Source organism: Paenibacillus aquistagni (genome assembly GCF_900177815.1).
GTDB lineage: Bacteria > Bacillota > Bacilli > Paenibacillales > Paenibacillaceae > Paenibacillus_B > Paenibacillus_B aquistagni.
The window spans coordinates 892758-906381 of the sequence record NZ_FXAZ01000001.1; the positions used below are offsets into that span (position 1 = coordinate 892758).

At 47.3% G+C, this 13624-nt stretch carries 10 protein-coding genes; 9 read left to right on the plus strand and 1 reads right to left on the minus strand.

Going from position 1 to position 13624, the window contains the following annotated elements; all coding sequences use genetic code 11:
• Positions 1–175: 175 nt before the first annotated feature.
• Together B9Y93_RS04125 and B9Y93_RS04130 are read left to right on the plus strand one after the other, a co-directional pair.
• A complete protein-coding gene (locus tag B9Y93_RS04125; RefSeq protein ID WP_085493061.1) occupies positions 176–1189 on the plus strand; it encodes a PstS family phosphate ABC transporter substrate-binding protein in 1014 nt (337 codons plus the stop codon).
• A gap of 243 nt (positions 1190–1432) precedes the next feature.
• The gene (locus B9Y93_RS04130; protein WP_085493062.1) at positions 1433–2041 is read left to right on the plus strand and encodes a DedA family protein; all 609 of its coding nucleotides are present in this window, start codon (positions 1433–1435) and stop codon (positions 2039–2041) included.
• A 136-nt stretch (positions 2042–2177) separates the two neighbouring features.
• Here the strand turns inward: B9Y93_RS04130 and B9Y93_RS04135 are convergent, their stop codons facing one another.
• Positions 2178–3209 (minus strand): LLM class flavin-dependent oxidoreductase, encoded by a 1032-nt coding sequence (locus tag B9Y93_RS04135; RefSeq protein ID WP_085493063.1) that lies wholly within the window; start codon positions 3207–3209, stop codon positions 2178–2180.
• A gap of 244 nt (positions 3210–3453) precedes the next feature.
• On the opposite strand from B9Y93_RS04135, the gene B9Y93_RS04140 reads away from it, so the two are divergent.
• The 7 genes from B9Y93_RS04140 to B9Y93_RS04170 all read left to right on the plus strand — a co-directional run bounded on the left by B9Y93_RS04140 (position 3454) and on the right by B9Y93_RS04170 (position 13607).
• Positions 3454–4611, plus strand: a complete 1158-nt coding sequence (locus B9Y93_RS04140; RefSeq protein WP_425320328.1) for an AI-2E family transporter — start codon at positions 3454–3456, stop codon at positions 4609–4611.
• A gap of 214 nt (positions 4612–4825) precedes the next feature.
• Entirely contained in the window at positions 4826–6211 is a 1386-nt protein-coding gene (locus B9Y93_RS04145; protein WP_085493064.1) for a metallophosphoesterase, read from the plus strand.
• Between the two features lie 76 nt (positions 6212–6287).
• Positions 6288–7160: a DUF421 domain-containing protein gene (locus B9Y93_RS04150; RefSeq protein ID WP_085493065.1), complete on the plus strand. Its 873-nt coding sequence runs from the start codon at positions 6288–6290 to the stop codon at positions 7158–7160.
• Between the two features lie 280 nt (positions 7161–7440).
• Positions 7441–8952, plus strand: coding sequence for an extracellular solute-binding protein (locus tag B9Y93_RS04155; protein WP_085493066.1), 1512 nt, complete (start codon positions 7441–7443; stop codon positions 8950–8952).
• A gap of 11 nt (positions 8953–8963) precedes the next feature.
• The gene (locus tag B9Y93_RS04160) at positions 8964–10802 is read left to right on the plus strand and encodes a sensor histidine kinase (protein ID WP_085493067.1); all 1839 of its coding nucleotides are present in this window, start codon (positions 8964–8966) and stop codon (positions 10800–10802) included.
• On the plus strand, positions 10799–12403 hold the full coding sequence (locus B9Y93_RS04165; RefSeq protein WP_085493068.1) for a response regulator: 1605 nt from the start codon (positions 10799–10801) through the stop codon (positions 12401–12403). Before B9Y93_RS04160 ends, B9Y93_RS04165 begins: the two co-directional genes overlap by 4 nt.
• 280 nt (positions 12404–12683) lie before the next feature.
• Positions 12684–13607 carry an ABC transporter permease gene (locus B9Y93_RS04170; RefSeq protein WP_088547234.1) on the plus strand — a complete coding sequence of 308 codons (924 nt, stop codon included), beginning with the start codon at positions 12684–12686 and terminating at the stop codon, positions 13605–13607.
• Positions 13608–13624: the final 17 nt, after the last annotated feature.

Here is a 13624-nt window from a genome sequence, read left to right on the forward strand (position 1 = left end):
TGGGGCTTTTTTGTATGTTCAGCAGATTTGCATTCACAATTCTTTACAAAAGCTTTACCAATATCTAACGTACGGTTAACAAGATTGGGCTTCAACGTTAACATTGTCCCTTTAAGATGAATCTTGTACAACAGAACAACGAATCGATCTTCAAATCACTAGGGGAGTGAAACAAATGAACGTTAACAAAAAGAAGCTATCCATCGCTATTCTTATGGCTGCAATTATGATCGTGTCCTCTGCGTGCGGCAGCAGCACCGACAAAGCAGCGGAGAGCAATAAGACAGAGACGACACAAACCTCAACATCGACAACAAAAGAGAATCCGCCTGCAGAAACGGAGAAGGCATTGTCTGGTTCGATTGAGATCGACGGTTCCAGTACGGTGCATCCCGTCACTGAAGCAGTGGCAGAAGAGTTCGGCAAACAACATAAAGATGTGCGTGTTCCAGTAGGCGTATCGGGTACTGGCGGCGGCTTCAAGCGCTTCTGCGCAGGTGAGACTGCAATCAGCAACGCATCCCGTCCGATTAAAGACAAAGAAGCAGAGGCTTGCAAAGCAAACGGCATTGAATATGTCGAGCTAGAAGTGGCTTACGATGGCTTGTCCGTAGTTGTCAACAAAGACAATGACTGGGTAGATCATCTGACTATTGATGAATTGAACGCGATCTTCAAGCCTGGCAGCACAGTCAAGACTTGGAAGGATGTTCGTCCAGAATGGCCGGCCGAAACGATAAAGCTGTACTCTCCAGGCGCTGATTCGGGTACATTTGACTACTTTACGGAAGCAGTAAATGGAAAAGCACAAGAAAGCCGCAATGACAGTCAAATCTCCTTCAGTGAAGATGACAACACGTTGGTACAAGGGGTTGCAGGCGAGAAATATGGCTTAGGCTACTTCGGCTTTGCTTACTATGAAGAGAATGCAGACACATTGAAGCTTGTTCCAATTGACGGTGGCAAAGGCGCGATTGCTCCTTCCGCAACAACGATCAATGATGGTACTTATGCGCCATTGTCCCGTCCACTATATGTCTATGTCAGCAAGCAGGCGCTTGAGCGTGAGGAAGTACGGGCATTTGCAGAATTCTATATCACAAATGCAGCTGAGCTTTCAGAGGAAGTAGGATATATCCGTCTTCCACAAGAGAAATATGACAGTGATTTAGCAGCGATTAAAGGCTAATCCCCCACATAGAATAAAGATTTGAAGGAATCCCCCTTCTCCTCGCGTCATATACGAAGAAGACCAGCCTGACCCCTCTCAGGCCGGTCTTCTTTTTGATATGGGAAACTATTTACAGCATGGAGATAAGCGCATCATGGCTGCTTTTGATGTACCGTTGAGAAGAAGACAAGCTCACCCATTCTTGCAGGTGTTGCAAAAATTACGTACGATGGTTGAAAGGCATCATGAGACGGAGGTTATATGCAGAACTGGATAACAGATTTTATGGAAAGTTACGGCTATTTGGCTGTGTTCTTTATGATTATGATTGAAAATGTATTTCCGCCGATTCCCTCAGAGTTGATCTTGACCTTTGGCGGATTTATGACGACTTATTCGGAATTAACAATTGGCGGGACGATCCTTGTCTCAACATTAGGTTCTGTTGCAGGAACACTGATCTTGTATGGGTTAGGGTATGTTCTGCGCATAGAACGGATGGAGAGAATTGTAGAACGATATGGTCATGTGCTAAGGGTGAAAAAGGAGGATCTGCATAAAGCAAACAGCTGGTTCGACCGCTACGGCTATTGGACCGTGCTGCTCTGTAGGATGGTTCCATTGATTCGCAGCCTCATCTCCATCCCAGCAGGAATGGCGAGGATGAATGTGTGGCTGTTCTTGCTCTTTACGACGATTGGCTCGCTGATCTGGAACGTGCTGCTCGTCAGCCTTGGCGCAGCGCTTGGGGGTTCATGGGAGAAGATAGTCGAGGTCATGGATGTCTATTCTTCGTTCACTTATGCGGCGATAGCGCTTATGCTGGTGATCGGTGCCATCGCATTTTTTCGAAAAAGAAGAAAGAAATAAAAAGTTGTTATCGTCATCTTTTCGTCTAGTTGCATCATGAAACGAATACAATTATTTATGGATATAATCGTCAAGACCTTGCCCCATAGGCAAGGTCTTATTTTTGCAATATAAAACTCCATGAAGGAGATGCCGTCTAATGCTTGCTAGATTCTGATGAAGGGGACCATGTCCCCATCGCCTTCGCAACCAGCTTAAAGGAGCGCACGCGCGACTCAAAATCGTGAATGGGGCTTACCAGCATAATCTCCTCTGTTCCCAGTTCATTGGCGATCGCATTGAGCTTATGCTTCACTTCATCAGGCGTGCCAACCGCCTTGCGCATTCGGGAAGCTTCAATCATAGCAAGGTCCTGCGCGGTGTAAGGATAAGCAAGCGCTTCTTCAGCGGATGGGAGGCGAGCAGGCATGCGTCCGCTATGCAGCAGCATAAAGAATAAATCAGAGCTCGAAGCAAGTCTGATCGCTTCCTCGCGGGTATCCGCACAGATCGTCATCACGGCAGCTAGCGAGCGCGGTGTATCATTCAAGCGAGAAGGCTTGAATTGTTCGACATAGCGATGGATGGCCTGTTCGGTTCCGGGAATTCCGAAAAATTGCGCGTATGCATACGCAGTGCCATGCTGGGAAGCGATTGAGCCGCTGCCATAAGTTGATCCTAGCATCCAGATATCTGGAGCATGATCCAAGGATGGCGAAGCAAGCAAGCCCGTATAGCGGTGGCCTTCTGGCAGGTCATCATAGAAGTAGCCGACAAGGTCATGAAGCTTGCTTGGGGTATCGTCGCTCGACTTCACAGGCATGCCTTCCTGAAGCGCCCTTGTAGACAACATTGCACCCCCAGGGGCTCGTCCGATGCCAAGATCAATTCGTCCGGGGTAGAGTGCCTCCAGCAAACGGAAATTCTCCGCAACTTTGTAGGCGCTGTAATGAGACAGCATCACACCGCCAGAACCAATACGAATGGTATTCGTATTAGCAGCCAAGTGGGCGATTAAGATCTCTGGACTGGAGTGGGCATGACCTAATGCGCCATGATGCTCTGATACCCAGAAGCGAGTATAACCGTATTGTTCAGCTGCCTGAGCAAGTCTCGTCGTTTCTAACAGCGTTTCTTCCGCTGTTCGTCCCTCGCTTATTTGAGAATGATCCAAGACACTTAACTTCATATTCTTGCACCTCCAGTTGCTTGTTATCGCTACAATTAATGAAGTAACTATACTTTACATATTAGATGATTTGCTGTTCTATGGCAAACGACGACTTCCTATCGTTAATTTTTGCAAGTTGATGATTTTCATGAAACGAATGTTTGATGTAGACGTATTAGGTTGAAGATAATAGAGTTAAGGGGTGGCACATTTACCGCCGTCTAAAATGATGAAATTGGATAGGAGTAAGGGGAGAGGCGCATTGGAGCAAAAGGCATCGAATCCGGAAAGAACAGAGAAGCAACGTTGGAGCGGCAAGCTGGTCGACTTCTTGCTTCATAATAAGGTTGTTATCTTCTTATGTATACTGCTTCTGGTAGGACTTAATATTTTTATGTTTTCAAAGATCTCATATATCTTTGAACCGGCAAAAGTTTTAATTGCAACGGTGTCGCTGCCGATCATATTGGCAGGGGTTGCCTATTATTTGCTAAATCCGATCGTAGATTTGCTTGAACGCTTCAAGGTGAAGCGAATCTACAGTATTCTGCTTTTGTACTTAATTATCATTGCACTGATTACCTTTTTAATCGTGGCGATTATTCCTTTTATTAAAGAACAGGCAATCAGCTTAGCAGAGAACTTCCCGAAATACTACAATGAGGCGATAACGACGTTTGAATCATGGGTGGGAAGCGATCTTTTCAACGATTTTCAGCAGCAGGCAGGCATTGATATTAATCAGATGCTTCGAGACCTGACAGGCAAAGCGTCTGCCTTTTTCAACGATACGTTCCGCGGCATTGGCTCGATTGTCGGCAAGGTGACAGAGGTCGTATTGGGACTTGTTATTGTTCCGTTTGTGCTGTTCTACTTGTTGAAGGATGGCAAGAAGCTTCCTAATTACTTGATGAAATTCCTGCCGACTAAGCTTAGAAACGGCTCGTATCAGGTAATGGCCGAGATGAACCATCAGATCAGCTCATACATTCGAGGACAGATCATTGTCAGCTTCTGCATCGGGATCTTGCTCTACATTGGCTATCTGATCATTGGCCTAGAGTATTCCCTTGTTCTTGCGATTATTGCGGCGTGCACGAGCATCGTTCCTTACTTGGGACCTGCGATTGCGATTACACCTGCATTGATCGTGGCACTGTTCATGTCACCGATTATGCTGCTTAAGATGATCGTGGTGTGGACGGTTGTTCAATTGATTGAAGGCAAGTTCATTTCTCCACAGATCATGGGCAAGACTTTAAGCATTCACCCGATCACGATAATCTTCGTGATATTAACCGCAGGAAATCTATTTGGCGTCATCGGAGTTATATTGGCTGTGCCGGGTTATGCCGTCCTTAAGGTGATGGTCATCCATCTGTTCAATTGGTTCAAGCAAAGATCAGGGCTTTATGAGTAGCCGGAACAATCATCAACCTCATGTATAGGAGATTCGTCTCTCATGCATGAGGTTTTCTTTTATAAGGTTGGGTAATGTAAATATGAGCGGTTTGAGTGTATGTGTATTTTAGAATGCAAGAATGGGTCTAATAATACATTATGGGGACTTGATAAGTTAGCGCATTCGCGCAATGATTATGCTAGATCAATTATAAAAGTGATAGGTGACAGCAATGATAAAACGTTCTTATTTCCGAAAATTAGGAGCCGGAATGCTTGCGCTTTCATTGATCCTTAGCGGTTGCAGTAAACCAGAGCAGCGGCATTATCCTGCACAGGGCTCTGTTACGGCTTTTGTGGCAACGGATACTCATTATTTGGCACCATCCTTGACAGATGACGGTGCAGCCTTCCGCAAATATGTGGACACAGGCGACAGCAAACAGTTGGAACGAATAAAAGCGATTATGCAGGCATTTGTGCATGATATCAAGGCCAAGAAGCCTGATCTTCTGATTGTAAGCGGGGATATTAGCAATAATGGGGAGAAGCAAAGCCATGTAGAGATGGCCAAGCTGTTTCAGGAGATTGAAGACCAAGGAACACAAGTGTATGTCATACCCGGCAACCACGATATCTTGAATCCATGGTCAAGCCAATTTCAAGGAGATAAGCAGGTCAAAGCTGACCCTGTGACACCTGATCAATTTGCGGATATCTATGGCGCGTTTGGCTATCAAGAGGCGATTGCAAGGGATCGCAAGACATTAAGCTATATGGCTGCGCCGACCAAGAAGCTTCGTTTGCTGATGCTCGATACGAACCTTTATCAATCCAATGAACGATTAAGAAGGCCAGAGACGGGAGGCATTATTCCGTCTTCTACACAGCGCTGGATTAGGAATGTGGTTAAGGAAGCAGAGCAGGAGGGCGCTCAGGTGCTTGTCGTGATGCATCATAATCTGCTGCCCCACTCTGAGCTGTCTGAGGAAGGCTATCAAATCAAGAACAGCAAAGAAATTACGGAGTTATTCCAAGATCTTCAGCTTCCGCTCGTTATCTCCGGACATGTGCACTTGCAGCATATTGCAGCACTAGAAGATACCTCTCCCACAGCACATGCGGAATCGGTGGAGCCGCTCTATGATGTGGCCACAAGTGCGCTCAGTGTCTATCCGCATCAATATGGTGTGTTGAAGTATGACAGCGATGCGCCCTCATGGGATTATTCGACAGCGCCAGTCAAGGTTGAGGAATGGGCAAGCGAAGCAGGGGTTCAAGATGAGGATCTGCTGGATTTTCAAAACAGCGCCAGACAATTCTTCAATGATTTTACGCGAAGACTGGTCAAAAAGGAGCTCATGAATGCTCATTACAGCTATGATGACATTCATGTGATGACGGAATTTTTCGTGAATGTTAACAATCAATATTTTGCGGGAAAAGAAATTGCTCATCGTGACCAGCTGATCTTGTCTGATGCCTATCATTTGTGGATGAGTGCTGAGCCGTCCTATTTAAAAGGGTATATAGTGAGCATGCTGCAGCCATATAAGCGGTCACATGATCGCTTAACCCTTTCACTGTCTCATATAAATACTAACGCTGCTTCTCAGTGAAAGTATGCACATAAAAGCTGTCCAGATGGCTCATATTATGAGAATGACACATTCATCATGAAGGAGGAGTCTGGGCATGCAGGCATGGCTTGAAATTACACTGCGCACGCTGGCAGCTGTCGTATCCCTTTATTTTCTTACCAAACTATTGGGCAAAAGACAAGTCTCGGAATTGTCTGTGTTTGAGTATATTACAGGAATCACAATTGGAAGCCTGGCAGCTTATATCGGCTTGGACCAAGATGCACAGTGGTATCTAGGAATCTTGTCGATTGCTGTTTGGGTTGCGGTATCCTATGCTATAGAATGGCTGCAAATCAAATCGAAGAAATCGAGAGATTTTCTTGATGGAACCTCGCAGGTGCTCATTAGAGACGGGCAGCTAATGGAGGATAATTTAAAAAAAGAAAAAATCACGGCAGACGAGCTTATGCAGGGTTTGCGGAGCAAAGATGTGTTTCGGCTTGCAGATGTGGAATTTGCATTGATAGAGCCAAGCGGAGAGATCAATGTTCAGTTGAAAAAAGAACATCAGCCGCTTACGGCAAGCGATCTTGGCTTGGTCATGCAGCGTGAAAGAACGCCTCAAATCATTATTATGGACGGGAATATTATGGATAAGCAGCTCCGCGTAGAAGGGCTGGACGAGCGTTGGCTGAAGCAGGAGCTGGACAAGCTGGATGTAAAGGTAGAGGATGTTTTCCTTGCTCAGGTGGATTCGAATCGTCAATTGTATGTTGATCTGTATGATGACCAGAAAAGCTTGAACCACCAGAAGCAGCCTACACCGAATGTGCTCTTGCAGCTAAAACAGATCGAAGCAACGTTAAAGAAGGCTGCAGAAGGTTCACAGGATGAGAAGAGTATACGCATAGAGAAGCTCGTGGGACGATTCAGAGAAGAACTGGAGCAGTTGTTGGAGGACCCCTTGCCGCGGCTAAAGCAATAACATTGCAAGGATCATGCCGGGTCCACTGACATCGCTGGAAAGCCCCAATGCGCAGAATATACGATTATACCGAATATTGCCCGCTAGACTACAGGTTTAGCGGGTTATTTGCGTGTGCAAATTTGTAAGGCTAGGGACTTTCTTCTTTGCAGCTTCTTGCTGTGCTGGATCGTCATTTGATTTTGCAGGTGGAAAATACAGGGCGGGAAAGGAGGAGTTTGCATGACCGAGATGCAATTAATGTATAGGGGCATGATGCTAATGAAGAAAGGATGAGGTTATGAACGGTTCATTTCTTAGCAAGGCGGTTATGGTTGCGATCATGTGCATGCTGCTGATGTCCTGCGATTCCTTGTCTTCGATTGTTCCATCGCAAGATGCTGAACAAAGCGGTCAGGTGCTCCAGCTGGTTATTAATGACCTTGGGTTGGAGTTTCCAGAAGGGTTGAATGAGAATAGGAATCCTTATGTGGAAGAAATAAAATCTCGCACGAAGCTCGATCTGCAATTCATTCTTCCACTTGCTTCCGTGTATGAAGAGAAGCTGAATGTTTACATGTCCCAGGTTAAGCGTCCAGATATGCTTCATGTCTATAATCCCGTATGGCTGGATCGGTATATGAAGGCAGGAGAGCTTATTGCCTTGGACGATCTTCTGCAAGAGCATGGACAAGCGCTGCTCAGCAAGATCCCGAAGGAAGCCTGGCAGCAGGTGACGTATGAAGGTCATATCTATGCGGTGCCGAGCTTGCATGAGATTAAAGGCGTCGAGCTGATGTATGCGCGCAAGGACTGGCTGGATCGTCTCGGCCTTGATCCGCCAAGAACTCTTGATGAGTATGAGGAAGTCATCAGAGCCTTCAAGGAGGATGATCCTGATGGCAATGGCTTGCAGGATACAACAGGGCTTATACTGACAGAGAATCTGGGCAGGTCAGCTCCATTCTTCGGAGCTTTTGGCACCCAATTGGACAGCTGGATGGTGCGCGACGGGCGGCTCGAATACGGAAGCTTATTGCCTGAGGCGAAGGAGGCGCTAGCTTTTTTTAGAAGACTGTATCAGAAGGGGCTGCTGGATCCCGAGTTTCCATTGAATCGCCACCGCAATTTGGAGAGCAAGGTCGTTAATGGCTATGTTGGGTTGTTTTCTGCCGCCTGGTATGACACAAGAGGAATGATTGCAGAAAGCAAGCGCCGCAACCCTCAAGCCGAATGGATCGTACTGGATTATCCTACCGGGCCAAATGGCGCTAATGGTGTATATAGTGAAGAACTGATTCGCGGATATAATGTTATCCCTACAGGGTCCAAGCATGCGGTAGAGGTGATTCAGCTGTTGAATTACATAGCGGGAGATGGCGCTGAAACCTTAAAGCTTGGATTTAAGGATCAAGTATGGCAAATGATTGATGGCAAGATGGTTACGAACTTTGAGGAGCATGATAAGCATTTGTACCGAGGGATATACCAATCGCTAGTGAATCTGCAGGATGCAGTCCTTGATAAGCAGCGCCTTGATTCGTTAGGCGATTATCATCTCTACGACAATCTAAAGTATATCGAAGGGCATCTTATCCCGAATGCGTTCAAGGGAATGCCGACGCCTTCTATGGGCAAGCTGGCTATGAAGCCAACAGAGCTGTATGAACGATTTGTTCGCATTATTGTAGGGGTGGATTCGCTTGATGCCTTTGATCAGATTGTAAAGGAATGGATGGACAGCGGCGGGAGCGAGGTTACCCGCGAAGTCAATGCTTGGTATCGCCAGCAGCAATGGACGAATCCGAAATGAGGTGATTCTAAGTGAAGGTCATTCGATCATTAATGTCTATGCGCCGCCGGCGCCATATCCAGTTTCGCCTGACGATCACCTTCCTGCTCATCTTGCTGCCGCTTGTCATTGTAAGCTGGTTTGCGATAAGCAAGTCCAAGGACATCGTCTATCATCTTGCGGTGGACCGATCGGAGATCGCCATGGCGCAAGCTCTTCACAATCTGGATATGACTCTGCAGAGCATGGGGGAGATCACGTCGCTCATTGCTACAGATGAGCAATTGCTTAACATTCTCAACAAACATTCGAAAGCGGTTACACCGGCTGCGGTTGTTGATTTTGCTGCCATCATCAAAGAATTGTCGATTGTGCAGTCTCTCAATCCCATGGTGGATGATATTGCGCTGTACCATTCTCCTTCCCACATGATGCTGTCCACGAGATATGGAGGGGAAGGAGTGGCGTCACGTGAAGAACAGGAATGGCTTGAACGATTGTCGCGAGTAAGCGGAGCCGACATGATGCTGATTTCCCCTTATAACCAAGAGGAGATCTCGCGGAGCTTATATGCCAAGCGCTATAAGGAAGGGATTGTTCTCTTGCGGACGATGGATCTGTATAACGTGGATCGCAAGCCTAATGTGCTGCTGATTAGCTTGAACATGCAGAAGCTGCAAGCAGAGATCACGAGTTTATTGCCTTCACAGCATGCATTGATTTACCTTGCTGATGAGGAAGGGAATATTCTGCTTGCCTCTGAGAAGCAACTGCCGCACAATGTGGCGGAACTTGAACAGCAGAATGTACAGGTAACGGTCCATTCAGAGAATAGAGGCTGGCAGCTTACGATGACTCAACCGAAGGCGGAGCTGTTTACCGAAACGAATGTGCTTAAGCAATATATCAATGCCATCATTGTGGTCAGTGTGCTGCTTGCGCTCGGCATCTCCTGGGTGGTCTATCGCAGCATCGCCGCGCCAATGAAGCGCTTGGTAGGAGGAATGAAGCAGCTGCAGCGCGGAGATCTCGATATTAAGCTGTCTGATCCTCGTCAAGATGAGTTTGGTTATCTGATGCGAACCTTCGATCAGATGGCAGCTACCCAGAAGGACCTAATTGAGAATATATACGAGAAGGAGCTGCAGCTTGTATCAACCGAGCTTCACGTGCTGCAGGCCCAGATTCAACCGCATTTCTTGTACAATACCTTGGATTCCATCTACTGGACGGCACTTAATTATGATGCAGATGAGATCAGCGAGATGGTGCTGCATTTGTCGAAGTTTTTTAGACTGAGTCTTCAGAAAGGCGAAGCGGAGTACACGATTGAAGAAAGCGTCGTTCATCTGGAATCCTATATTCGAATTCAGCAGATTCGATTCATGGACAGCTTTGTGACAGAAGTACATATCGCAGATGCCGTTCGAAATATCCCTATACTTAAGCTGCTGCTTCAGCCCATTGTAGAAAACGCAATACTACACGGCTTAGAGAGCAAGCAGCAGAACGGTGTCTTGTGTATTGATTGCAGTATGGGCTGCAGCAGTATGGTCAATATCGTCATATCGGACAATGGGCCTGGCATCCCAGAGGAACGGCTCCTTGCGATTCGAGCCAAGCTGGAGTCGATTCGAACGGGAAGATTGCAGGAGTGGTCGCTCAGATCAGAGGAACAAAAGGACATGTATGGGATTCAAAATGTGGCGTCGCGTATGAAGCTGGCCTATGGCGAAGCAGGGAAATTGGAGATAGACAGTACGCTTGGACAAGGCACACGGGTCACGCTTCGATTCCCTGCCAAGACAAGCAGGGCAGGTGCAAGCCGGTATGAGGATTCGCAGCAGGAGAGGGAGGAAATGACACCATGAATTTGCTTATCGTAGAAGATGAAACGAGGCTCCGTCACGCCTTGGCCTATCAGATTCCTTGGGATGCGCATGGCATCGAAGTGGTTGGAACGGCAGCCAATGGACTTGAGGGGCTGGAGCTTGCGGCAAGGAAGCTGCCGGATCTTATGGTTGTGGATGTTCAGATGCCTGAGATGAATGGACTGGAGTTCATCGCAAGATTACGGGCCGAACATCGGCTTCCTTTTCAAAAAATATTAATACTCAGTGGACATGATCAATTCTCTTACGCGCAGCAGGCGATGGAGCAGGGAGTGGCCAAGTATTTGCTGAAGCCAGCCGGCCACAACCAAATTCTTGATACGATGCTGGAGCTGGCGGAACAAGCGAAGCAAGACATGGCGGAGTGGCAGAGGCAAGCCCAGCTTCATAAAAAGTGGCAGGCGCATCTGCCGGTCCTTCAGCAGGACCTGCTGCGCCAATGGCTGCAAGGCGAGTATCGCCTCACGGAGCTTATCCACAAGAGCAATGAGCTCCAGCTTGGCTTAGACGAGCAGGACCGGGTCGCTGTAGCGGTGATCGATATGGACCCTCTTCCTACAGACGAGACAAGATACTTGAAGTCGGACCGTTCGCTGTTAAGCTTTAGTCTGCACTGCATTGCGCAGGAACTGCTGCAAGCGCCGCTTCAATGGGTATGCCAAACCCAGGAAGGCTATACGGTTCTGATCTTGATTGACAGGGGGCTGAGGGAATCTGCTGATGTGCTGCGAGATCTTTATTCCAGCGTCGAGCAGCTCCAGCGTCAGGTCAAAGGCATTCTGAAGCACACGGTTAGTGCGGGAATATGTGCGCAAATGGCAGAGCCCCACCGCCTTCACGAGCTGTACCGCCAAGCAATCAAAGCGCTGCAAAGCCGGATGATACTCGGTAGCGAGCTTGTTATACCGTATTGCGAAGCGAATCAAGCCTCTTTGTCGCTGCAGGGCAGCATTCAGGCTGAGAGGCAGCTTGAGAGTGCGATGGAGACAGCGGACAAGCCTAGAGCTCTTCAGCATTTGGAGGAAGTATGGTCTGAACTGATGCAAGGGGCGGACAGCATCGAGGAGGCCTATGAGTCGATCTTGTATATTCACAGCTTGCTGATCCGCTTGATTCAGAGCCAGGGGCTCCGTGTAAGTGAAGTATTTCAAGATGAAGTAAAGTATCTGTATTCCATTGAGCTTCTGCGAACGAAGGAGGAGCATTGGGAGCTGATGAAGCTGGCTGCTGAGCGAATGATCGATCTGCTGCTCGAAGCCCGGAATTCGACGACGCATCATACGATAACGGCGCTGCTTGCGATGATCGAAGAGGAAATCGATCAGGAGTTGACGCTTCATCGCGCAGCAGACCGCATGTATGTGAATTCTTCTTATTTAAGCCGTTTATTCAAGCAGGAGATGGGCGTTGCATTCTCCAGCTATGTAACGATGAAGAAGATGGAGCGGGCCAAGGAGGTGCTGTTGCAAGGAGGCAGAGTATACGATGCTGCTGCAGCAACAGGGTACCGCGATGTCAGTTATTTTACAAAGGTGTTCCGAAAATATTGGGGGGTTACCCCAGGAGAATTCAAGAAGTGAATCAAGCTGTCTATACCGAGTACAGGTGTAGGCAGCTTTTTTTACCATTATAGAACTTCTAAGTTACCTCAGAAACGGAAGCAGCATTCTATTTGCCAATAAAACTACCTCTACTCACGGTCGTTCATCTTTGAATGGCCTCGATGGAGGTTTTTTTCATATCCTCATTAAACCTCATCAAAGTACCAAAAAAGGTAATCAGCATCGTCTATGACGCATTCGCGCCATTCCTTAGAATGAAAGTAAGGTCATAAGAGAGTCTTCGAAGGGAGTGAACGCGATGAACAGACAACAATTCTGGAAAACACTGTGGTTGGATGTACGCAAGGATTACAGCCTCTATCTACTGCTTATACCTGGCATGCTTATTGTTCTATTGTTCAAGTATACGCCGATGTACGGCATTGTCATTGCGTTTAAGGATTTCAATATTTTTGATGGCTATGCAGCAAGTCCATGGGTTGGGTTGAAGCACTTTGAGAAGTTGTTTACCTCGCCTGACTTTCTGCTCGTGTTTCGCAATACGCTGATCATAAGCGTATATAAGCTTGTCTTTTTATTTCCGCTGCCGATTATTATCGCGCTCATGCTGCATGAACTAAAGCAGCTCCTATTCAAACGAGTGGTGCAGACGATCATTTATTTGCCTCATTTCTTGTCATGGGTAATTGTAAGCGGTTTATTTATTGATCTGCTGTCAACCAATGGCGGTCTCATTAACAAGCTGCTCGTTTCGCTAGGAATGGAGCCCATTGCTTTCTTCCTTGATACGAGTGTCTTCCGCGGTCTGCTTGTTACTTCTGCGGGCTGGAAGGAGGTTGGCTGGAGTACAATCGTCTACTTGGCCGCCTTTGCAACGATTGACCCACAGCTGTACGATGCAGCCAAGATTGATGGGGCCGGAAAGTGGAAGCAGCTTCTTCATATCACGCTGCCTGGCATCTCATCTACGATCATTCTTATGCTAATTCTTCGTCTTGGCAGCATTCTGGAAGCGGGTACTGAGCAGATTCTCGTCATGTACAATCCGACTGTATATAAGGTGTCGGACGTCATCGGCACCTACGTATACCGAATGGGCTTAGGCAATCAGGATTACAGCTTCACTACGGCAGTCGGACTGTTTGAGTCCGTTATCGCCTTTGTCTTGGTCATAACCGGCAATGCGCTCAGTCGTAAATACCTGCAGCGTGGAATCTGGTAAGAGGAGGGAGGAAAACT

Coding starts and splice junctions, on each gene's coding strand:
- B9Y93_RS04135 (WP_085493063.1), bottom strand. CDS start 3,209: ATGAAGTTAAGTGTCTTGGATCATTCTCAAATAAGCGAGGGACGAACA.
- B9Y93_RS04145 (WP_085493064.1), top strand. CDS start 4,826: ATGATAAAACGTTCTTATTTCCGAAAATTAGGAGCCGGAATGCTTGCG.
- B9Y93_RS04170 (WP_088547234.1), top strand. CDS start 12,684: ATGAACAGACAACAATTCTGGAAAACACTGTGGTTGGATGTACGCAAG.
- B9Y93_RS04150 (WP_085493065.1), top strand. CDS start 6,288: ATGCAGGCATGGCTTGAAATTACACTGCGCACGCTGGCAGCTGTCGTA.
- B9Y93_RS04130 (WP_085493062.1), top strand. CDS start 1,433: ATGCAGAACTGGATAACAGATTTTATGGAAAGTTACGGCTATTTGGCT.
- B9Y93_RS04125 (WP_085493061.1), top strand. CDS start 176: ATGAACGTTAACAAAAAGAAGCTATCCATCGCTATTCTTATGGCTGCA.
- B9Y93_RS04155 (WP_085493066.1), top strand. CDS start 7,441: ATGAACGGTTCATTTCTTAGCAAGGCGGTTATGGTTGCGATCATGTGC.
- B9Y93_RS04165 (WP_085493068.1), top strand. CDS start 10,799: ATGAATTTGCTTATCGTAGAAGATGAAACGAGGCTCCGTCACGCCTTG.